The sequence below is a fragment of the Cupriavidus sp. U2 genome, from assembly GCF_009663685.2.
GTDB classification, from domain to species: Bacteria; Pseudomonadota; Gammaproteobacteria; order Burkholderiales; family Burkholderiaceae; genus Cupriavidus; species Cupriavidus necator_C.
In genome coordinates this window covers 48,216-69,753 of the sequence record NZ_RCOG02000003.1, presented here as the reverse complement: position 1 = coordinate 69,753, position 21,538 = coordinate 48,216, and the positions used below count along the sequence as shown (strand labels likewise).

At 67.8% G+C, this 21,538-nt stretch carries 17 protein-coding genes; 2 read left to right on the top strand and 15 right to left on the bottom strand.

Translation table 11 applies throughout. From position 1 onward, the window contains the following. Positions 1-3 precede the first annotated feature (3 nt). The 8 genes from D9X30_RS04860 to D9X30_RS04825 form a co-directional block, all read right to left on the bottom strand. Entirely contained in the window at positions 4-2,250 is a 2,247-nt protein-coding gene (locus D9X30_RS04860; RefSeq protein ID WP_153949214.1) for a catalase, read from the bottom strand. 85 nt (positions 2,251-2,335) lie between these two features. Next, the gene (locus D9X30_RS04855) at positions 2,336-3,346 is read right to left on the bottom strand and encodes a response regulator (RefSeq protein ID WP_153949215.1); all 1,011 of its coding nucleotides are present in this window, start codon (positions 3,344-3,346) and stop codon (positions 2,336-2,338) included. A 5-nt stretch (positions 3,347-3,351) separates the two neighbouring features. Then, the gene (locus tag D9X30_RS04850; RefSeq protein WP_153949216.1) at positions 3,352-4,383 is read right to left on the bottom strand and encodes a chemotaxis response regulator protein-glutamate methylesterase; all 1,032 of its coding nucleotides are present in this window, start codon (positions 4,381-4,383) and stop codon (positions 3,352-3,354) included. After that, positions 4,380-6,689 carry a hybrid sensor histidine kinase/response regulator gene (locus D9X30_RS04845; RefSeq protein ID WP_153949217.1) on the bottom strand — a complete coding sequence of 770 codons (2,310 nt, stop codon included), beginning with the start codon at positions 6,687-6,689 and terminating at the stop codon, positions 4,380-4,382. The genes D9X30_RS04850 and D9X30_RS04845 overlap by 4 nt, the downstream gene beginning before the upstream one ends. Then, positions 6,686-7,384, bottom strand: coding sequence for a chemotaxis protein CheW (locus tag D9X30_RS04840; RefSeq protein ID WP_153949218.1), 699 nt, complete (start codon positions 7,382-7,384; stop codon positions 6,686-6,688). The genes D9X30_RS04845 and D9X30_RS04840 overlap by 4 nt, the downstream gene beginning before the upstream one ends. Beyond that, positions 7,377-8,645, bottom strand: coding sequence for a CheR family methyltransferase (locus tag D9X30_RS04835; RefSeq protein WP_153949219.1), 1,269 nt, complete (start codon positions 8,643-8,645; stop codon positions 7,377-7,379). Before D9X30_RS04835 ends, D9X30_RS04840 begins: the two co-directional genes overlap by 8 nt. After that, positions 8,642-9,115 (bottom strand): chemotaxis protein CheW, encoded by a 474-nt coding sequence (locus tag D9X30_RS04830; RefSeq protein WP_153949220.1) that lies wholly within the window; start codon positions 9,113-9,115, stop codon positions 8,642-8,644. The genes D9X30_RS04835 and D9X30_RS04830 overlap by 4 nt, the downstream gene beginning before the upstream one ends. Positions 9,116-9,136: 21 nt before the next feature. Next, positions 9,137-10,756 (bottom strand): methyl-accepting chemotaxis protein, encoded by a 1,620-nt coding sequence (locus D9X30_RS04825; RefSeq protein WP_249640887.1) that lies wholly within the window; start codon positions 10,754-10,756, stop codon positions 9,137-9,139. A 287-nt stretch (positions 10,757-11,043) separates the two neighbouring features. On the opposite strand from D9X30_RS04825, the gene D9X30_RS04820 reads away from it, so the two are divergent. Beyond that, the gene (locus D9X30_RS04820; protein ID WP_153949269.1) at positions 11,044-12,369 is read left to right on the top strand and encodes a putative bifunctional diguanylate cyclase/phosphodiesterase; all 1,326 of its coding nucleotides are present in this window, start codon (positions 11,044-11,046) and stop codon (positions 12,367-12,369) included. Positions 12,370-12,631: 262 nt separating this feature from the next. Then, complete coding sequence (locus tag D9X30_RS04815; protein ID WP_153949222.1) at positions 12,632-15,334, top strand: DUF6600 domain-containing protein; 2,703 nt, start codon at positions 12,632-12,634, stop codon at positions 15,332-15,334. Between the two features lie 185 nt (positions 15,335-15,519). On the opposite strand, the gene D9X30_RS04810 is transcribed toward D9X30_RS04815, so the two are convergent. The 7 genes from D9X30_RS04810 to D9X30_RS04780 form a co-directional block, all read right to left on the bottom strand. Further along, complete coding sequence (locus D9X30_RS04810; RefSeq protein ID WP_153949223.1) at positions 15,520-16,692, bottom strand: ABC transporter substrate-binding protein; 1,173 nt, start codon at positions 16,690-16,692, stop codon at positions 15,520-15,522. A gap of 78 nt (positions 16,693-16,770) precedes the next feature. Then, the gene (locus D9X30_RS04805) at positions 16,771-17,478 is read right to left on the bottom strand and encodes an ABC transporter ATP-binding protein (protein ID WP_153949224.1); all 708 of its coding nucleotides are present in this window, start codon (positions 17,476-17,478) and stop codon (positions 16,771-16,773) included. After that, positions 17,465-18,229, bottom strand: a complete 765-nt coding sequence (locus D9X30_RS04800) for an ABC transporter ATP-binding protein (RefSeq protein ID WP_092602677.1) — start codon at positions 18,227-18,229, stop codon at positions 17,465-17,467. Before D9X30_RS04800 ends, D9X30_RS04805 begins: the two co-directional genes overlap by 14 nt. Next, a complete protein-coding gene (locus D9X30_RS04795) occupies positions 18,222-19,250 on the bottom strand; it encodes a branched-chain amino acid ABC transporter permease (RefSeq protein WP_153949225.1) in 1,029 nt (342 codons plus the stop codon). Before D9X30_RS04795 ends, D9X30_RS04800 begins: the two co-directional genes overlap by 8 nt. Before the next feature lie 13 nt (positions 19,251-19,263). Beyond that, positions 19,264-20,127: a branched-chain amino acid ABC transporter permease gene (locus D9X30_RS04790; protein WP_153949226.1), complete on the bottom strand. Its 864-nt coding sequence runs from the start codon at positions 20,125-20,127 to the stop codon at positions 19,264-19,266. A 318-nt stretch (positions 20,128-20,445) separates the two neighbouring features. Then, positions 20,446-20,766 (bottom strand): hypothetical protein, encoded by a 321-nt coding sequence (locus D9X30_RS04785; protein WP_153949227.1) that lies wholly within the window; start codon positions 20,764-20,766, stop codon positions 20,446-20,448. 316 nt (positions 20,767-21,082) lie between these two features. Then, positions 21,083-21,517: a hypothetical protein gene (locus D9X30_RS04780; RefSeq protein ID WP_153949228.1), complete on the bottom strand. Its 435-nt coding sequence runs from the start codon at positions 21,515-21,517 to the stop codon at positions 21,083-21,085. Positions 21,518-21,538: the final 21 nt, after the last annotated feature.

Below are 21,538 nucleotides of genomic sequence, written 5' to 3'. Positions count from 1 at the left end.
CGCCTAGGCCGGAATCTTCATCGCATCGGGCCGTTGCCACCAGCGGTGCTGTCCCACCGCGTCCAGAAACGCCTGATGGGTCTTGGCATCCTCGCTTTTGCCGATCACCAGGCCCGGTCCGGCAAAGCCGCCCTGTATGCCGGCGCGCCGCGCGGCTTCGGCCACCAGCATTGCGCCGCTACCGCCGGCACCCACCGCCTTGAAGTGCTTGTAGGCCTCGCTGACGAACAGCAACGCGCGCGGATCGGGATCGGCCGGCGGGTTCTTGCCGTCTGGCACGTACACCGCATCGAACAGCACCGAGCCGACGGACGCCAGTGCATAATCCACGGGCAGCGCGGCGCCGCCTGCCGTGGTCACGCTGCTGGCGCGCGGGCCGACGATCTTCGCGCTGGCGCGCAGCCCTTCGGCCAGCGATTGCAGCGACTGGATCGCTGCATCGTCCACGCCGTCGTTGACCAGCACCGCGATCTTGCGGCCCGTGATGTCGCCCTTGGGTTGCGCGTCGAGGCTCAGCGCGGGCGATGTCTGCACGCCATAGTCGTTGATCTCCACCGCCGGCCCGACCGGGTCCACGGCGATGCCCAGCTGCTGCGCCACGCCGTCTGCCAGTTCCTGCGCGATATGCACGATCTGCCCAACTACCCGCGAGCGGATGGCCGGGTCCTGCACCTTGGACAGCTCGAAGCTGTAGGCGTCGATGATCTGCTGCTTTTCCACGTCGGACTGGCTGCGCCAGAACAGGTTGGCCTGCGAGAAGTGATCGGCGAACGTGTTGCTGCGCACGCGCGCCTTGACCGCGCCATCCTCGGCCGGCGCCGGATAGTGGCGGTACGCGTCCTTGTCGCCGGCGAGGAACGGGCAGCCGCCACTGACCGAGTTTGGCTGATAGCTTTCCTTGCCCTGCACCACGGTTTGCCGCATGAACCCGTCGCGCTGGTTGTTGTGGACCGGGCATAGCGGGCGATTGATGGGCAGCTCGTGGAAGTTGGGGCCGCCCAGCCGGGTGATCTGCGTGTCGATGTACGAGAACAGGCGCGCATGCAGCAGCGGATCGTTGGTGAAGTCCATGCCGGGCAGCAGGTGCCCCGGGTGAAACGCCACCTGTTCGGTCTCGGCGAAGAAGTTGTCCGGGTTGCGGTTCAGCACCATCCGCCCGATCCGCTTCACGGGTACCAGTTCTTCGGGGATGATCTTGGTCGGGTCCTGCAGGTCGAAGCCCAGCTTGAGCATGTCGGTCTCGGGCACCAGCTGCACGCCGAACTCGTATTCGGGGTACTGGCCCATCTCGATCGATTCCCAGAGGTCGCGCCGGTGGAAGTCGGGGTCCTTGCCATTGATCTTCAGCGCCTCGTCCCAGATCAGCGAATGGGCGCCGCCCACGGGCTTCCAGTGGTACTTGACCAGCGTGGCCTCACCCCTGGCATTGATGAGCCGGAACGTGTGGACGCCAAAGCCCTCCATGGTGCGGAAGCTGCGCGGAATGGCGCGGCCCGACATCGTCCACAGCACCATGTGCATCGATTCGGGCTGCAGCGAGACAAAATCCCAGAACGTGTCGTGGGCCGACGCAGCCTGCGGAATCTCGTTATGCGGCTCCGGCTTCACCGCATGCACGAAGTCCGGAAACTTGATGCCGTCCTGGATGAAGAATACGGGGATGTTGTTGCCCACCAGGTCGAAGTTGCCCTGGCGTGTATAGAACTTGGTGGCAAAGCCCCGCACGTCGCGCGCGAGGTCGGCGGAGCCGCGCGAGCCAGCGACGGTCGAGAACCGCACGAAGACCGGCGTCTTCTCTCCCACGCGGGTGAACAGTTCGGCCGTCGTGTAGTCCTCGATCGACTCGGTCAGCTCGAAATAGCCGTGCGCGGCCGCGCCGCGCGCATGGACCACCCGCTCGGGGATGCGTTCGTGATCGAAGTGCGTAATCTTTTCACGCAGGTGGAAATCTTCCAGCAGCGTGGGGCCCCGCAAACCGAGCTTCAGCGAGTCGTCATCCTCCGGGATCTGCAGGCCCTGGTTGGTGGTCAGCGTCTTGCCGGCGTTCGACACCACGTTGCCGACGCTGGGCGATCCCAGCCGCTCGGGGCGGCCGGAAAGGCGGTCTGCCACGGCTTTTTCGTAGGTGCCGTCCTGATTGCTGCCGGATGCGCGGTCCTGGCTGGGATTGTCGCCGGAGTGCTGGGGCGTGGTCTGGCCCGTCGGCACGGTCGTCGCTGAGGTTGGCTTTGGTGGGGACTGATCGGGCATGACGGCGCCTCCTTTGCGTTCCATGACGTATTGGGGAACCGTTTGTTCTGCAGAATGCGTGCCATGCCCGCACGCGCGCGGGCAACTACACCATCACCACCTGGTTGCGGCCGTTGCGCTTGGCCTGGTACAGGCCGGTATCGGCCGCCTCGACCAGCCGGCTGAAGTTGCCGTCGCTGTCGGGCACGATCACGGCACCGCCGATGCTGACCGTCACGAAGCCACTGGTGGGCGATCCGCTGTGCGCGATGCGCAGCGTCTCGATCGACCGGCGCACCTTCTCGGCCAGCAGGCGTGCGCCGCCGGGCGATGTGGCCGGCAGGATCATCGAGAACTCCTCGCCGCCAAAGCGCGCGGGCAGGTCCGCCGGCCGGGCACAGTTGTCGCGGATCACGGAGGCCACGCGGCGCAGCACTTCGTCGCCCGCCACATGCCCGTAGGTGTCGTTGTAGGCCTTGAAGGCATCGACGTCGATCATCAGCAGCGCCAGCTGGGTCTGTTCGCGCTGGGCGCGCTTCCACTCGGCGCCCAGGTATTCGTCGAAATAACGCCGGTTGGACAGCCCGGTCAGGCCGTCGGAATTGGTCAGGCGCTGCAGTTCCAGGTTGGTCTCCAGCAGTTGCTGCTGACTCTGGCGCAGCGCGCGGTAGGCCTCGTCGCGCTGCAGCAGGTTCAGGTACGAGCGCGAGTGATAGCGGATGCGTGCCACCAGTTCGATCGTGTCGGGCAGCTTGACCAGGTAGTCGTTGGCCCCGGCGGCAAACGCCGCGCTCTTCATCGTGGGCTCTTCCTTGGTGGACAGCACGATGATCGGAATATCGCGCGTACCCGCGTTCTGGCGATAGCGGCGCACCAGCGTCAGCCCGTCGGTGCCGGGCATGACCAGATCCTGCAGGATCACGGTCGGCTGCGTGCGCTCGGCCACGGCCACCGCTTCCTCCGGGTTGGCGCAATAGTGGAAGTCGATATCGGTCTCGCCGGCCAGCGCGCGGCGGATGGCTTCGCCGATGATGGCCTGGTCATCGACCAGCAGCACCATGGCCAGGTATTCGTTGCCGGCGGCCGACGGATCGGCCGGGTTCCCGAGTCTAGGCATTTCCATTACCCCTTGTTTCTTGTTGTCTCCTGCCCGCCGAAGGCCCGGATCAGCCGGGGTGCGATGCGTGGCAACGGCAGGATCTCGCTGGCCGCCCCCAGCGTGGCGGCGGCCTTTGGCATGCCATAGACGGCACTGGTGGCCTGGTCCTGCGCGATGGTCAGGAAGCCGCGCTCGCGCATGGCCTTCAGGCCCTGCGCGCCGTCACGCCCCATGCCGGTCAGCAGCACGCCCACGGCCTCGCCGCGCCAGTGCTCCACCACGCTTGCGAAGAACACGTCGATCGACGGGCGGTACAGATAGTCGCCCGGTTCGGGCGTGTAGGCCATCCGCGTCCCGCCCACCAGCCGCAGATGATCGTTGGTGCCGGCCAGCAGCACGGTGCCGGGCTGCGGCGTTTCGCCGGCGCGCGCAATGCGCACCGGCAGCGGGCTTTGCGCGTCGAGCCATTCGGCCATGCCCTGCGCAAAGGCTTCGTCCACGTGCTGCACCGCCACCACCGCCGCGCCGAACCCGGCGGGCAGCGCACCCAGCAGCGTGGCCAACGCGGCCGGGCCGCCGGCCGACGCCCCGATCGCCACGAGCCGGGGGGCGGCCGGTGCCAATGCGGCTGCCGCCAGCGGGGGCGGCGTCTGGGCGCGGCCCGCCAGCAGGCGGCCGATATTGCGGATCTTGCGCAGCAGCGGGCCTGCGGCGAGCGTGGCGTCCGACTGGGTCAGCGTTGGCGTGTCGACGGCGTCGATCGCGCCGTGCCCCATGGCGTCGAACACCTGGTTGGCATTGCGCCCCAGGTCCATCGTCACCACCACGATTGCGCACGGCGTGGCCGCCATGATGCGGCGTGTGGCTTCCACGCCGTCCATCACCGGCATCAGCAGATCCATCAGGATCAGGTCGGGCGTCTGGCTGGCGGCCATCTGCACGCCCTGCTCGCCGTCGCCAGCGACCCAGACGATGTCGAGCGATGGGTCCAGTGCCAGCGCGCGGCGTAGTGCGGCCACTGCCAGTGCGGAGTCGTTGACGATGCCGATCTTCATGCGCGTGCCTCGCCGATCAGGTCCCGCACGGCGTCCAGCAGCGCGGTGTCATGGAAACTGCCCTTGGCCAGATAATAGTCCGCCCCGGCCTGCATGCCGCGTTCGCGGTCCTGCTCGCGGTCCTTGTACGACACGATCATCACCGGCAACTGCGCCAGTCGCGGGTCACTGCGGATCCGCGTCACCAGTTCGATGCCGTCCAGGCGCGGCATGTCGACGTCGGTGATGACCAGGTCGAACGCCTCGGCGCGCAGCACATTCCAGCCGTCCATGCCGTCGACGGCCACGCTTACGTCGTAGCCCCGCCCGGCCAGCAGCTTGCGCTCCAGTTCGCGTACAGTCAGCGAGTCGTCGATCACCAGGACGCGCTTGCTGCGCACGACGGCCGTGTCGGCGGCCGACTGGCGTACGCGCTCGATGCGTCCTTCGGACACGAGCTTTTCCACCGAACGCAGCATGTCCTCGACGTCGAAGATCAGCACCGGCGTGCCGTCGTCGGTCAGGCTGCCCGCCGCGATGTCCTTGATCTTGCCCAGCGCCTGCGCCAGCGGCTGCACCACCAGCATACGTTCGCCCAGCAGGCGATCCACGGCAATGCCGTAGACGCGCTCCTGTTCGCCGATCACCACCACGGGCGTGGTGTCGCCCTCGCGCGGCGGCTCCGGGCGCTGCAGGATCTGCGCGGCGCTGACCAGTCCCACCGGACGGCCCTCGTGGCGAAAGTGCTGATGCTGCTCGGTCTGCTCGATGGCGTCGCGCGGCACGGCCACGGCGCGATGCACGAGCCCGAGCGGAAAGGCATAGGCCTCGCCGGAGATTTCCACCAGCAGCGCGCGCACGACGGACAGCGTGAGCGGCAGTTCCAGATGGAAGTGCAGGCCGCTGCCGGGCTGCTGCGACAGCTTCAGGCTGCCACGCACCGCGCGGACCATGTCTTGCACAGCGTCGAGCCCGACGCCCCGGCCCGACACTTCGGACACGGTCTCGCGCAGGCTGAAGCCGGGCAGCAGCAGGAATTCGAGCATCTCGGCCTGCGACAGCCGCGCGGCGGTGCCGGCCTGGGCCAGGCCTCGGCGCACGATGGCCGCGCGCAGCGCATCGAGATCGACGCCGGCGCCATCGTCGAAGATCTCGATCACCAGGCGGCCGGCGTTGTGGCGCGCCATCAGCGTGATGCGTCCTTCCTCGGGCTTGCCGGCGGCACGCCGCGCGTCGGGAGGCTCGATGCCGTGGTCCACGGCATTGCGCAGCAGGTGGGCCAGCGGCGCATCGAGCTGTTCCAGGATGTCGCGATCGACCTGCGTCTGCTCGCCGGACAGCTCCAGGTGCACGTGCTTGCCCAGCGCACGGCCCAGGTCGCGGACCATGCGCGAAAATCCGGTCATGCCGTCCGACAGCGGACGCATGCGGCACGACAGGGCCGTGTCATAGATCCGGCGCGACAGGCGGCTGGCTCGATGATCGTACTGGTCGAACTCGTCCACGCGCTGCGACAACTGGCCGTGGCCGTCTTCGAGCAGCTGGCGCACTTCGGCCAGCGCGGCACGCATGCGCGGCACCGAGCCATCGGGCGTGTCCAGCAGCGCCTGCACGCCATCGAGCACCTGCAGCGCGCGCATCTGCTGGCGGCGCGCCTGCTGCAGGGCGCCGCCGAACGGCCGCAGCCAGTGCGATTCGACCATCGCCTCGCCGGCCATCGCCAGCAGACGATCCAGACGGTCGGCATTGACGCGCAGCATGCGCTCGTGCGTGCCGCCGCCGCGCGCTGGTTCTGGCGCGCTTTCGGGAGACGGCGCACGATCCGGGTCGGCCGCAGGCGCGGCGGTGTGTCCGGCCTCTTGCGGATGTGCCGCCGGTGGCGGCGCGAGCGTGGCGCCGGAGGGCGGCAGGGCTTCGTCGCCGTCAAGCAGCTGGCTCATCCGCGCGATCCAGGCGTCGATCTCGGCCCGCCCCTCGCCTTCGGGCCAGTCGAGGTTGCCGCCGGGCGGGTGGCCGATGCGCTGAAGCAGGTCCGTGCCTTGCAGCAGGGCGTCGATATGGGCGGGCGCCAGCACGATGCCGCCGCGCTGTGCCGCGACCAGGCAGTCTTCCATGACATGCGCCACACGCACGCCACCATCGAGCCCGACGATCCGCGCCGCGCCCTTGAGCGAATGGGCGGCACGCATGCACGCTTCCAGATGCGAGGCGGCGGCGGGATCGCGTTCCAGCGCCAGCAGGCCGGCGTTCAGTACCTCGGTCTGCGCGTCCGCTTCGAGCGCGAACAGGTCCAGCATCGAGGCATCGCGCAATTGCTCGGGGTTCATGCCAGGCTCCGCGACAGGGCCTGGCGCAGCAGGTCGGCATCGAGCAGCCCCACGCTATGGCCGGCGTGTTCGAACAGCGCCTGCGTATAGCGTGACGAAGCGCGCGTCAGCGTGGCGGGCAGCGGCAGCAGCGCGTGACGCGGCACGTGCTCGACACCGGCCACCTCGGCCACGGGCAGCGCGATGGCATTGCGGCCCTGGCCCAGGATCAGGCAGCGCGCGGCCTGCCGGTCCGCGCCTTCCGGGGCGCCGAACAGCAGCGCCAGCGATACGCAGGTCAGCAGCACCCCGCGTACCGCAGCCACGCCGATCAGGGCGGCATGGCGCCTGTGCGGCAGCGAATGCACGGGAACGGGCGCCGTGATCTCTCCGAGCGCGGCCGTGGGCAGCGCCAGCCATTCGTCACCGACGCGAAAGATCAGCAGCGACTGGCCGACGGCGCGATCGATGCCGGTGGCGGCGTTGGCGCCGGCATTGTCGATGGTGCTGTCCCACAGGCTGCCGGCCGAGAGCGAATCGAGCACGGTCACGGCGGCCTGCGCATAGACCGGGCAGTTGCGGCAGCGCAGGTGTTCGTCAAGCTTCGGGCAGGAGCGGTCGCCGCCGGTGCCGATGCGGCGCCAGCAGTCGTCCACGGTGCCGGCGGCCAGGCCGGGCAGCGTGTGGAGGGCGTGTTGGACGATCGGATCAGCCATGGCTCAGTCGAGCATGTCGCTGGGCGCGCTCGCGCAGCCGGTGGGCGCCCGAGGCATCGCCCTCGCTGTCGAGCAGGGCGGCCAGATGATAGAGCGCTTCTTCGTGGGCCGGGTCAAGATACACCGCCTTGCGGTAGGCGGCATGCGCATCGGCGATCCGGCCGGCCGCGTCGTGCAGCACGCCCAGCAGGCACCAGCCGTCTGGCGACGATCCATGCCCGGTCAGATACTGCTGGCACGCGGCCGTGGCGGCATCGAGTTCGCCCCGGTCGGCCATGGCCGAGATCGCCGCCAGCGGGTTGCTGCCCGCCACTGTGGCGGTGACGCTGGCCGTCGGCATTTGCGCGGTCCGGGGCGCTGGCATGGCGGAAGCCAGCGTCGGGTGCCGGATGGAGGCCGCAGGCTTCCAGGCCGGTGGCCGTGGCAACTGTGTCCTTGCATCCGGGGCTGTGGCAGCAGGCGCGGGATGGAACGCGAAGGCTAGCGGCACGCCGGCGCCGGGCAGCCCATCGCGCGTCAGCAGGCTGGCTTCGGCCGGCCCCACGAAGATCAGTCCGCGCGCGGCGGTCAGGCGCCGCAGTGTCTGCACCGTCTGCTGCTGCGTGGCCAGATCGAAATAGATCAGCAGGTTGCGGCAGAACACGAAGTCGTAAGGCGGTTCGTCGGCCAGCAGCCCGGGCGACATCAGGTTGCCCTGCAGCAGCCGCACCTGCGCCCGGACCTTTTCCGACAACTGGTAGCCGGTGGGCGTGGGCGCGAAATAGCGGTCGCGGAAATCGAGCGGCGCGCCGCGAAAGGCGTTGCTGCCGTACAGGCCGGCGCGGGCGCGTTCCAGTGCGCGGGCGCTGACGTCCACCGCATCCACACGGAAGCGGTCGGCCGGCAGTCCCGCATCGAACAGCGCCATGGCGATCGAGTACGGTTCCTCGCCGGTCGAGCACGGCAGGCTCAGCACGCGCAGCAGGCGCTCGCCGTCGCCGAACGCGCGGTGCGCGGCAAAGCGGCCCAGCGCCAGCAGCGCTTCGCGGTGGCGAAAGAACCAGGTTTCGGGAACCACTACGGCTTCGATCAGCGCCTGCAGTTCGTCAGGCACCGCGTGCAGCAGGTTCCAGTAGGCGGCGGGGTCCGGGGCGCCAACGGCCTGCCGGCGCTCGTCGACCGCGCGGGCGATCACGGCCGGCCCGATCGCGGCAGCGTCCAGCCCGATGCGCTCCTTGAGCAGGGCTTCGATCTGCGTGGGGGGATGCGGCAGATCCGTCATGCGGGGTTGGCCTCCGGAAACAGCAGCGTGTGTACCGCGTCGGGCAGCAGGTTGGCCACGCGAATCCATTGCACGAGCCCGCGCGCGTCCTGGCGTACGGGGCCTAGATAACGCGCCGGGCCCGGGTCGATGCCGCTGTCGACGAACGACGCCGGGTCGCAGCGCAGGGTATCGGTAGCGTATTCCAGCCGCAGCCCCAGCAGATGCGTGGCGTCACCGGGCGCGCCGGGGCGCCGGTAGTGGACCAGCACGGTGCGCGTGCTGGTGCGCGCGCCGGCTGTCACGCCGGTCGCCAGCGCGGTCACGTCGATCACGGGCACGGTCTGCCCGCGCCGCGTCATCAGCCCGCTGACCCACGGGGGCGACCCGGGAATCTGCTTGGTGGCGGTCAGCGGCAAGACCTCGGCCACTTCGGCGCTATCCAGCGCGTAGTAGTCGGGGCCGATGCGAAACAGCAGGAAGAGCGCCATGGGGACGGGCGGCTGGGCCGCTCAGACCTTGAAACGCGACACGCCGCTGCGCAGTTCGTTGGCAACCAGCGTCAGTTCGTCGATGGCCTGGCTCGACTGGCGCAGCGATTCCACGGTCTGCTGCGCTGCCTCGGACAGCTGCATCAGCGCCTGGTTGATCTGCTCGGCGCCGCCGGCCTGGGCCTGCATGCCTTCGTTGACCATCTGCACGCGCGGGGCCAGCGACTGCACCTGGCCAATGATCTGCGACAGCTGGTCGCCCACCTGGGTCACCTCGGACATGCCGCGCCGCACTTCCTCGGAGAACTTGTCCATGCCCATCACGCCGGCCGACACGGCCGACTGGATCTCGCGCACGATCTGCTCGATGTCGTAGGTAGCCACGGCGGTCTGATCGGCCAGGCGGCGGATCTCGGTGGCCACCACCGAAAAGCCGCGGCCGTATTCGCCGGCTTTTTCGGCCTCGATCGCGGCGTTCAGCGACAGCAGGTTGGTCTGGTCGGCTACCCGGGCGATGGTGGTCACCACCTGGTTGATATTGCCGGCCTTCTCGTTGAGCGTGGCCAGCCGGGCGTTGACCGATCCGGCGGCGTCCATCACGTGGTGCATGGTGGTTTCCATGCGCGACAGCCCCACCTGGCCGGTACCGGCCAGTCCGGCGGTCTGTTCCGCCGCGTGCGACACCTCGTTCATGGTGCGGACCAGGTCGCGCGAGGTGGCCGCGATCTCTCGCGACGTGGCGCCGATCTGCGTGGTGGTGGCGGCCGTTTCGGTGGCCGTGGCCTGCTGCTGGCGGGCCGTGGCGGCGATCTCGTTGACGGAGGTCGTGACCTGGATGGCCGATCGCTGGGCCTGGCCGACCAGCGAGGTCAGCTCGCCGGCCATCTGGTTGAAGCCGGCTTCAACGGCCTGGAATTCGTCGCGGCGGTTCAGTGTCATGCGCTGGCGCAGGTCGCCGCCACGCATGGCACCCAGCAGCGACACGATCGAACGCATCGGGGCGTTGATCGCCCGCAGCAGCAGGTAGCCGCAGACCAGGGCGGCCAGCACGGCGATGGCCAGCGCCACCTCGATGCTGGTCTTGGCGGCGCTGACCGAATCGACGATGCCGGCGGCGGCCCGGTCGTTGACGGCGCTGTTGTCGTCCACCAGCTCCTGCAGCGTCTTGCGGCCTTCGGCCCAGACGTCATGGGCGCCGCCGCGCAGCGCGGCTTCGGCGGTGGCCGTATCGCGCCAGCGCGTGGGATCGAGATAAGGCTGGGCGGCCTGCTCGTATCTTGCGCGAACGTCGAGGAACGCCTTGAAACGGCCTCTATCCTCTTCGCGCTGAATCGAATCGGCATACAGCTTCTGAAGCTTGTCCAGCCGGCGCGTCGCGTCCTGGGTCTGGGACAGCAGCCTGGCGCGCTGGGCCGGGTCGGATGCCGTGACGGTCTGCCAGGCCAGCACGTAGAGTTCGCCCCAGACGCCGCGCATGCCGGCGCTGTAGTTCAGGCCGGGCAGCGCGTCGGTGCGCATGACCGTGGTTTCATGCTCGATGGCGGACAGGCGGTTGTAGGCCGTCACGCTCATCAGGGTCATGACCAGCAGGATGAAGGTGAAGCTTGCCAGGATGCGCGTGCGGATGGTCCAGTGGTTCACGGTCGATGGAGTTTCTCGTTGGGCGGACGACCGCGGCCGGCGGGACTGGCGGGGCGGTCTGCCAGGGCCCACACTCGGATAAGGGGTATCCCTCGAATGGGTGGTAGGCGTTTGCGGCGTAGGGTACTGTAACGTCCGCGTCATTTCAACGCCGACTGCGTTCGGCCAGCCCGCGCCGTTGCGCGGCGGCGGCGCCAATTTGTAGCCCTTGCTTTTTTCAAAGTTTTCGTCACACTTGCCAGATAGCTTGAGCGGGGAAAATGTTCATCACAACTGATAGGGCAGGGATGGTGGCCAAGTCGGAGGCACAGGTGACTGGCGCCTTGCCGCCGGCGGATCTGGATCCGCTGACCGGCGTGGTCGTCCGCCAGGCATTCTTGAAGCGGGTGGAAGCACGTCTGCATGGCGAGACGACGCCCCGCTTTGCCCTGTTGCTGGTGGGCGTCGACGATTTCCGCGCCTTCAATGACATGCACGGCCACCTGGAAGGCGACACGATCCTTCAGCATGTGGCCCGCCGCCTGCGCGACGCCTCGCCGCGCGATGCCGTGGTCGGCCGGGTGGGCGGCGACGAGTTCGGCGTGCTGCTGACCTCCATTTCCGATCCCACGCTGGTGCGCCACGTCAGCGCGGCCATCCTGTCGATGCTGTCCGCCCCCTATGAGCTGGGCGGCAACCGCCACCATGTGCTGGCCAGCCTTGGCGCCTGCGTGATGCCCGCCGGCGGCGAGTCCACGGCCGACGTACTGGCGGCGGCCAGCCTGGCGCTGGCCCGGGCCAAGCACGACGGCGGCCGCACCATCCGCTTCTTCAAGCCGCAGATGCGCGCCGACGTGACGACGCGCCTGTCGCTCGTCCAGGCCCTGCGCGAAGCCTACGCCCAACGCCAGTTCGAATTGCTCTACCAGCCGCAGGTGGATTTGCGCGACGGCCGCGTGGTGGGCGCCGAGGCGCTGATGCGCTGGCGTCATCCCACGCTGGGCCTGCTGACCCCGGCGGCGTTCATCGACGCGCTGGCCGCCAGCAGCGTGGCCGCCGACGTGGGCATGTGGCTGCTGCACACGGCCTGCGCGCAGGCGCGGGCGTGGTCGCTGACCTTCCCCGACGCGCCGCGCGTCGCCATCAACCTGTTCGCGGCGCAGCTGTCCGAAAGCCGGCTGCTGACCGAGGTACGCCACGTGCTGCGCGCGCTGGAACTGCCGCCGGACCGGCTGGAGATCGAGATTACCGAGACCATCGCGCTGCAACAGGGCGACGAGGTATCTGACCAGCTCCAGGCGTTGCGCCGCGACGGGGTCACGCTGACCTGCGACGATTTCGGCACCGGCTACGCGTCGCTGAGCTTCCTGAAGTCGTTCCCGGTGGACCGGCTCAAGATCGACCAGTCCTTCATCCGCAACGTCACCCACGACAATGTGGACGCCGCCATCGTGCGCTCGGTGATCAATGTCGGCCAGAGCCTGCGGATCGGCGTGGTGGCCGAGGGCGTGGAAACGGCCGAGCAGCGCGACTTCCTGCTGCGCAACGGCTGCATCGAAGCGCAGGGTTATCTGTACGGCAGGCCGATGCCGGCCGACCGCCTGACCGACTTCCTGCGCAACCAGCCGCGCTGAGTGGCGGCACCGAACGCCGATGCTGCAATGCAGCGTCGGTAGCCTGAGTCCCCGCGGGGGGCACGTCGGCCTGCCTATATTTCCTCCATCTGCAAGACTTGTATCCGCCTTTGTCCCGCATGCCACCGCGCGGCGGCGGGGAAATATGTGCTTACAAAGTCCGGTACACAGGCCCGACGCTGCGCCGTTATCCGATATACGGTGGCAGCGGGTGCTTGCCGCCAAGGTCGCCGGCACGGCCCACCGGAATCAGGTAATCGATATGCAATCCCGTCATCGCTTCACGCTCGTGCCAGCCGCCATCGGCCTGGCCGCCGCCGTCCTGGTCCAGGTGAACGCCGGGGCACAGGACTACAGCCCGGGCGCGCCGGGTGTGCCGCCCGGCTATATCCAGCAGGACCCCAACGATGCCAACGTACTGGGCGACCCGTCCGCGACGGTGGCCGACCCGCCATCGCGCATTGCCACGGTCACCGAAATGGCCGGCGGCCTGAGTTTCGCGCCAGCCGGCTCAGACGATTGGGCGGCCGTGGGGTTGAACCGGCCGATCACGACCGGCGACCGGCTCTGGGTGGACCCGGGCGGCCGCGCCGAACTCCACGCCGGCACCACGGCGGTGCGGCTGGGCGGGGGCACTGCCGTGACGATCCTGAACCTCGACGACCGCGCCACCCAGGTAAAGCTGACCCAGGGCACGCTGCAACTGCGCGTGCGGGCGCTGCCGGCCGACCAGCAGGTGGAAGTCGATACGCCAAATCTGGCATTTGTACCGCGCGAACCGGGCGACTACCGGATCGACGTGTCGCCCGACGGGACGTCCACGCTTGTGTCGATGCGCCATGGCAGCGCCGTGCTGTATGGAGACACCCGGTCGATCGAACTCGGCCGCGGGCAGCGCATGCGGTTTGCGGGCACCGACCTGGCGGACGCGGGCGCGGGCAACTATCCGCCGCCCGACAGCTTCGACCAGTGGACCGCCGCGCGCGATGCACGCGCAGACGCGTCACCGTCGGCGCGCTATGTGCCGCCCGACATGACCGGCTACACCGCGCTGGACGATTACGGCGACTGGCAGCAGGACCCGGGCTATGGCGCCGTGTGGTTCCCGCGCGAGGTGGCGCCGGGCTGGGCGCCTTACAGCACGGGTCGCTGGGCATGGGTGGCGCCGTGGGGCTGGACCTGGATCGACGACGCGCCGTGGGGCTTTGCGCCGTCGCACTACGGGCGATGGGCCCACTTCGGCAGCCGTTGGGGCTGGGTGCCGGGGCCGGTTGCGGTGCGCCCCTGCTACGCGCCGGCCGTGGTCGGTTTCATCGGCGGCACCAGCATTCGCATCGGTGGCGGCCCGGGCGTGGCCTGGTATCCGCTGGGGCCGCGCGACGTCTACCGGCCCGTGTACCGGGCCAGTCCGCGCTATGTCACGCGTATCAACAATTTTCCGGTCAACGACACGTGGATGCGCGGCGGCGACCGTGACCGCTGGGTAAACCGCAATGTGCCGGGCGCGATCACGGGCATGCCGTCGCGCAATTTCGTGGAGGGTCGGCCCGTACCGCGGGGCAGCCATCGCGACGAATGGCGCCAACTGCCGGCGGGCGAGGCGCGCGGCGGGCCGATCATGGCGCCGGTGAAGGCCAGCCTGATCGGCGGCGCGCGGCCGCAGGGTCTGCCGCCGATGGCGCGACAGGGATTTGAACGGCAAGCCATCGCCGCGCACCCGCCCGGGCGCGTTGGCGTGGACGACCTGGCCCGCCGTTTTGCCCGCGAGGGCGGGACGGGCGGCGCCGGGCCGGCCTGGCACGGGCCGACAGCCGGCCCGGATAACCGCCGTCAGGGTCAGCCCGGTCAGGCGGGTCGCGACGACGCGCGACGCGGCCCGCAACCGGGGCAGGTCTGGCAGCCGGACGTGCGCATGAGCCAGGCCGCGCAGGCAGGCCCTGGGCCGGGGCAGCGGCCCGACGGGCTGCGCAGCGGGGTGTCGGATGCCCAGCGCCAGCAGTTCGAGCAGCAGCGTGACCAGCAGCGCCAGTTGCACGACCAGCAACGGCAGATGCAAGACCAGCAGCGGCTGTCCACGGACAACCAGCGGCAGCAACAGCAGGCGCTGCAGCGGCAGATGCAGGATCAACAGCGGCAGATGCAGGACCAGCAGCGGCAATCGCAGGATGCGCAGCGCCGGCAGCAGTTCGACCAGCAGCGCGCGCAGCAGGAGCGTCAGCAGCAGGACGTCCAGCAGCAGGCGCAGGAGCGCCAGCGGCAGTTCGACCAGCAGCGCGCGCAACAGGAGCGTCAGCAGCAGGACGTCCAGCGCCAGGCGCAGGAACGCCAGCGGCAGTTCGACCAGCAGCGCGCGCAACAGGAGCGTCAGCAGCAGGACGTCCAGCGCCAGGCGCAGGAACGCCAGCGGCAGTTCGACCAGCAGCGCGCGCAGCAGGAGCGTCAGCAGCAGGACGTCCAGCGCCAGGCGCAGGAACGCCAGCGGCAGTTCGACCAGCAGCGCGCGCAACAGGAGCGTCAGCAGCAGGACATGCAGCGGCAGGCGCAGATGCGCGATCAGCAGCAGCGGCAGATCCAGGAACAGCAGCGCCAGCAGATGGAGCAGCAGCGCCAGCAGATGGAGCAGCAACGTCAGCAGGCCGCGCAGCGCCAGCAACTGGAGCAGGCGCGTCAGTTCCAGGAACAGCAGCGTCAGCAGTTCGAGCAGCAGCGGCAACAGGCCGTGCAGCGCCAGCAGATGGAGCAGCAGCGCCAGGCGCAGGAACAGCAGCGGCGCGCGCAGGAACAGCAGCAACAGATGCAGCAGCAACAGCGCCAGGCACAGGAGCAACAGCGCCAGCAGCAGGACCGGCAGCGGCAGTTCCAGGAACAGCAACGCCAGCAACAGCAACAGCAGCAGCAACAGCGGGCCCAGCAGGAACAGGCCCGCCATGCGCAGCAGCAGGCGCGTAACGACGAGCGGCGCTGATCGCCGGGTGCGGTAAAGACAAAGGGCGTCCGGTTGTGCCGGACGCCCTTCGTTTCTCTCCACTTACGCTTTTTTTTTAGACTGCTACGTCAGTGCTGGCATGCCCGCCAGCGGGGTACAGCTCCCTCCGCCTCTCTCTCTCTCTCTCTCTCTCTCTCTCTCTTCCTTGTGGTGCTGCTGCGTCCTTACTTGGCCAGTTCCGACAGGCGTACCGGCTCGATCTTGCCCTTCTGGACCCAACCCACCACGGTATCGGCCACCGAGCCGCCCTTGGCGTCGATGCCATCCACCTCGTTCGGATTGACTTCCTTGGGCAGCGCCTTCACCGCGTCGGGCATCTTGGCGCGGATTGCCGCGGCGTCGGTGGTGGTGCCGGCCAGCTTCATCGCGTTGGCCAGTGCCCAGGTCATCGTGTAGTTCAGCGACATCTCCGTGGTGGCGTCGCGGCCGTCGTGCAGCTTCTTGTACCGGGCGTTGTAGGCCTGCGCGGCCGGACGGGCGTCGTTGACCAGCGGCATCACGCCGATCGAGCCTTCCAGCATGGCCAGGCCGTTCGTGACCTTGGCCATCTCGTCCATCTTGGCCTGGTCCATGATGATGAAGCCGCCCTTGAAGCCCAGTTCGCGGGCCTGCTTGACCACCAGCGCGGTAGGCTCGGACGGGCCGCCCACGAACATCACGTCGGGTTTGTCGGCGATGGCGCGCGACACGCCGGTGTAGAAGTCCGTGGCCTTGGTGTACGACATCGGATTGTTGCCCACCACCTTGCCGCCGGCACCTTCCCAGGCCGGTACGAACGCCTGCACCCAGGCCTTGGCGTAGTCGTGATCGGCCGGCACCATCGCCACGTTCTTGCCGTAGCGCTTCATCTGGGCCTTCACGAACGGCTCGATATAGCCGGTGTAGGCCGGGGGGATGCGGATCGTGAGCTTGTTGCCGGCGTCGGTGATGCGCGGCACGCTCGAATAGGCCATGACCAGGAATTTCTCCTGCTCGTTGAATGCCTGCAGCGCGAAGATGCCGCCCGAGTGCGGCACGAACACCGCCGGCGTCTTGTGCTGCTGCACCAGCCGGCGCGCGTTGATGGCGGCTTCGGCGGGCGCGTACTTGTCGTCCAGCGCCACCACTTCGAGCTTCACTTTCTTGCCGCCCACCTGCAGACCGGCCGCGTTGATTTCATCCACGGCCATCTGGATGCCGGACAGCACGTTCTTGCCATAGAGCGCGGCGCCACCGGACAGCGGACCCGTGTAGCCGATCTTCACCACTTCCTGCGCCAGAGCGGGCGACGCTGCGGCGATGGTGGCGGCTGCGCAGGTGGCCAGCGCGAAGAAACGACCCAATGTCTTCTGTTGCATGTGTTGTCTCCTTTGGATTCTGTTGTTTGGCATTGCGCTCCCCTCTCCCGCGCGCGGGAGAGGGGAGAACATCAATGGCTACCCGCCGATATACGCCTTGCGTATCCCTTCGTCCTTCAGCAGCGCGTCGCGGTCGCCTTCCATCACGATGCGGCCGCTTTCGATGACATAGGCGCGATGGGCGATGCCAAGCGCCGCGTAGGCGTTCTGTTCCGCCAGCAGCACCGTCGTGCCGGCCCGATTGATGCGCTGGATCACCTCAAACATCTGCTTGACCACCAGCGGCGCCAGCCCCAGCGACGGTTCGTCGAGCAGCAACGCGCGGGGGCGGCCCATCAGCGCGCGGCCCAGTGCCACCATCTGCTGCTGTCCGCCGGACAGCGATCCGGCCGGGTCGTCCTTCTTCTGGCGCAGGATCGGGAACATCTCGTAGACCTCTTCCAGCGTGGTACGGATGCCGCTGCGGTCGCGCCGATGCACGTAGGCGCCCAGCGTCAGGTTCTTCTCGACGCTCATGGCCGGGAACAGCTTGCGGCCCTCGGGGCAATGCACCAGCCCGGCCTGCACGATCTGCGACGGCTTCATGCCGCCCAGTTCGCGTCCGTCGAAGCGCATGCTGCCGCCGCTGGTACGGTGGATGCCGCTCATCGCCAGGAAGATCGAGCTCTTGCCAGCGCCGTTGGCGCCCAGCAGCACCACCAGCTCGCCGGCCCTGGCGTGCAGCGTGATGTTGTCCAGCGCGCGGAAGCTGCCGTACGACAGCGAGACACGTTCAAGCTGCAACATGGTCGGCTCCCAGATAGGCTTCGATGACGCGCGGGTCCTGCTGGATCTGCGCGGGCGTGCCCTCGGCGATCTTCTCGCCATAGTTGAGCACCATGATCTTGTCGGCCAGCCGCATGATCATGTCCATCTTGTGTTCGATCAGGCAGACCGTCTTGCCATGGCGCACCATCTTGCGGATCAGCTCTGCCAGGCCGACGGTTTCCTCGGGGTTCACGCCGCCGGCCGGTTCGTCGAGCAGCAGCAGGTCGGGGTCGGTGGCCAGCGCCAGGGCAAAGGCCACGCGCTTGCGGGCTTCCTGCGTGATATCGGCGGCCACTTCGTGCGCCAGGTGCGACAAGCCGACAAAGTCGAGCGCCGCCTCGGCCTTCTCGCGGCACAGCTTTTCCTCCTCGCGCAAACGGCGCGAGTTCAGCAGCACGTCCGCCAGGCCCGACTTCGTGCGCAGGCGGTGGCCGACGATCAGGTTGTCCAGCACCGTGGCACGATCGAACAGCGACGTCGCCTGGAACGTCCGGGCCACCCCCAGCCGGGCAATCTGGTCGGCGCGCTGGCCGGCCACGTCCTGGCCCCGGATGAGGATCTGGCCCGACGACGGCGCATGCGTGCCGGCGATCAGGTTGAAAAACGTGGTCTTGCCGGCGCCGTTGGGGCCGATGATCGCGTTGATATGGCCGGTCTCGAACGTCACGGAAACATCGTGCACCGCGGTCAGGCCGCCGAATTTCTTCGTCAGGTTGCGGATCTCAAGCATTCTCGGCTCCCGGGCGGGTGGTGGGGACGGGGGCGGGCTGTGCCGCCCGTGCGGCGGCCAGCTGGCCACGGCGCTGCGCGGCGGCGCGACGGGCCTGGCGCTTGAGGAACGACCCCACGATGCCATCGGGCACGAAGATGATCAGCAGGATCAGCACCGGGCCGAATACCAGCATGCGGTAGTCCTGCAGGAATTGCAGGGTCTGCGTGACCCACGGCACCAGCACGGCGCCCAGCAGCGGCCCAAGCAGCGTGCCGGTGCCGCCGACCAGCATCGACATCACCATGTCGAAGGTGATGTCAGTGCGGGCGATGTCCGGCCCCAGAAAGCGCACCTGGCCGGCATAGAGCGCACCGGCGAATCCGGCATAGGCCACCGACAGCACAAACGACAGCACCTTGGTGCGCATCAGGTTGATGCCCAGCGCCTCGGCCAGCGCGTCGCTGTTGCGCACGGCCATGAAGCTGCGGCCCAGCAGCGAGCCTACGATGCGGTGCATCACGAACGTGCCGATCGCCAGGAAGAACAGCACCAGGTAGTACTGCGCCTGCACGCTGTCGAACGCGACCGGTCCGATCGAGGCCGGCACCGGAATGCCGATCAGGCCCACCGCGCCGTGGGTCAGCCCTTCCCACTTCTCGATGATCAGGTAGATGATGTAGCCCACACAGAGCGTGAAGATCGAGAAGTAGTGGCCCTTCAGGCGCAGCGACACCACGCCCACGCCGTAACCCAGCACCATGCAGATCCCGCCCGACAGCGCGAAGGCCAGCCAGAACGGCAACTGGTGATCAACGGTCAGGATGCCCAGCGTATAGGCACCGATGGCCATGAAGCCGCCGTGCGCCAGGTTGAGCTGGCCCGTGTAGCCGGTCAGCAGGTTCAGCCCGAGCGTGGCGATGGCGGTGATGAACGCCAGCGTCATCACGGTCAGGAAGTAGCTGTTCGGGACCACCAGCGGGAACGCGATGGCGGCCGCCAGCAGCAGCGCCCAGCCCGTCTTGCCTTGCAGTGCTTTCATGTCGGTGTCCTCCTCAGGCGGCCCGGCCGGCGAACAGGCCCTGCGGCCGCACCGACAGGATGATCACAAGCAGCAGGAACGCGATGATGTCCTTGTAGTCGGTGGAGATGTAGAAGCCACCGAAGCTCTCGGCCATGCCGATGATCAGCCCGCCGACGATGGCGCCCGGAATGCTGCCCATGCCGCCCAGGATGATGATCACGAATGCCTTGGTGATGACCAGGTTGCCCATGCTTGGGTACACCAGGTTGATCGGCGCGTAGAGCGTGGCGGCAATCGCGGCCAGTGCCCCGGAGATGGCAAACACCAGCAGCGTCACGCGCGTGGCGTCGATGCCGACCAGCGCCGCGCCTTCGCGGTTCTGCGCCATGGCGACGATCGTCGAGCCAGTGACCGTCCGCGTCAGGAACAGATGCAGCAGCACCATGAGCCCGAACGCGGCGACGATGATCAGCACGCGCTGCAGCGGCGCGGTGAGGCCGAAGATGTCCACCATCTGGCCGTAGGGCGTGGGCATGCGATGGAAATCGGCCCCCCACAGCGCCTGCGCCCCGGCTTCGAGAAACAGCAGGATGCCGATGGCGGCGATCATGTCGTGGATCTCGGGCGCATTGCGCAGCGGATGAAAGACCAGCCGGTCCGCCAGCATCGACAGCACGGCCACGACTGCCGCAGCGGCCAGCATGGCCAGCCAGTAGTTCAGCCCGAGCGTGGTCATCGCGTAGTACGACACATACGCGCCGGCCATGTACAACGCGCCATGCGCGAAGTTGGGCACGTGCAGGATGCCGTAGACAAGGGTTAGTCCCAATGCCACCAGGCTGTAGACGCCGCCCAGTGTGAGACCGTTGAGGAACTGCTGGAAAAACAATGCCATGCGTTGTCTCCTTGCGTTGGTGTGCCGTGACGGCACCCGCGCTGTATCTCCGACGCCGTGTCGCGTTCTCGCACGGTCGTTCGTTTTCGGCGACTTTGCATAGCGTTTCAGCGAGCGTCAAGCAATCGGACGTAGTATTCCGATACGCGAAATAGGGAGTCCACATCCCGCCGTGCTGCGTCGGTGAATTCCCTGATTTCAGCGTGCAAGTGGCTCGGGGTGGGGAGGCGTGGGCCTTATTTGCGCCACCTATGACGCGTATGTCTTCACTGCATGGGCAGGGCCGGGAAAACCCCCGGGGGAAGGACGCGCCGAGCCTTAAAGAATTTCCGATATCCAGTCCGTGGCGATGACCCCGATCAGCACGAGCAATGGCATGACGCATGCCCTGCGCCAAGGCAAAGCCATCGAGCCCGCCCACATGCCAAGCAGGGCAAGCACACATGCACATGCAATGAGCGTGGCAGTGAGCAGGTAAGCTGCCAGCGACCGATATGCCCAGCGGTTCGCCATGGCGCCGCCGTCGCCGCCGAAGTGATACGGCGCCGAATCCCGCCATGCGTTGAGTGCATCAATCCCGACGGCTAGCAGTAGTAGCACTGCGAGGCAGGTCGCAAGCCACCTAATAGCTGACTTCAAGGGTCATGTCCTTTGCGTACGGAATGAACTCGTGGACGAATGCCGGCATGTTCGAGGTGAGATCTATGCAGCCTGCGGAGCCGGGTTCAAGGCCGCCATGGATCGAGAATCCAGATCTGCCGAAGCTCTTCGTCCCCGCTTGCGGCTTTAGCCAGACACGGTGATAACCCCATGCAATAGTCCCGCCAGGGAAAGGCCCCCGTTTTGCTACCGCAAGCAGCTTCTCAACAAGACCGATGTCGTCCCACCGCTGCATTTCACCTTGGCTGGCTACATAGCGCCCCGCTGGGATGGGGCCCAGATTCCGCTCGTGCTGTTACTCTGGGGAGGTATAGCCGCGTTTTCCCGAGATGGCGGGCCATGACCGGTCATTGTTCGTCTCCACCCAACGCAGGTGCCGTCCATTGAAGAGGAGAGAGGCCTGCCGTCGCGCGATGCGCTGCGCCGTCTCGGCAAGACCCAATTCGCGGACTATGCGTTCCGTAGAGTAGCCTGACATCCACCAGAGCCGGATCTGCGCAACCGAGCGAAGCTCGGCCTGCAGGAACTGGCTGGCGTCGATGGCTCGGCAAATGCCGCGTTCATCCAGCCACATGTTGATAGCCTCCCAGTTAGTGTTGGCGAGCCAGTGTGGCAAGGTCACTCCGGGGGTGGAATCGTAGCCGTCCGAATTTTGCCCAGGCGCCCGGTTGAACCGTCCCGGAATGGCGACTTCGTCCTTCGGTCCATGAACCGGACTTCTGACGGACATGTTTTCGCTACATAGCGACGT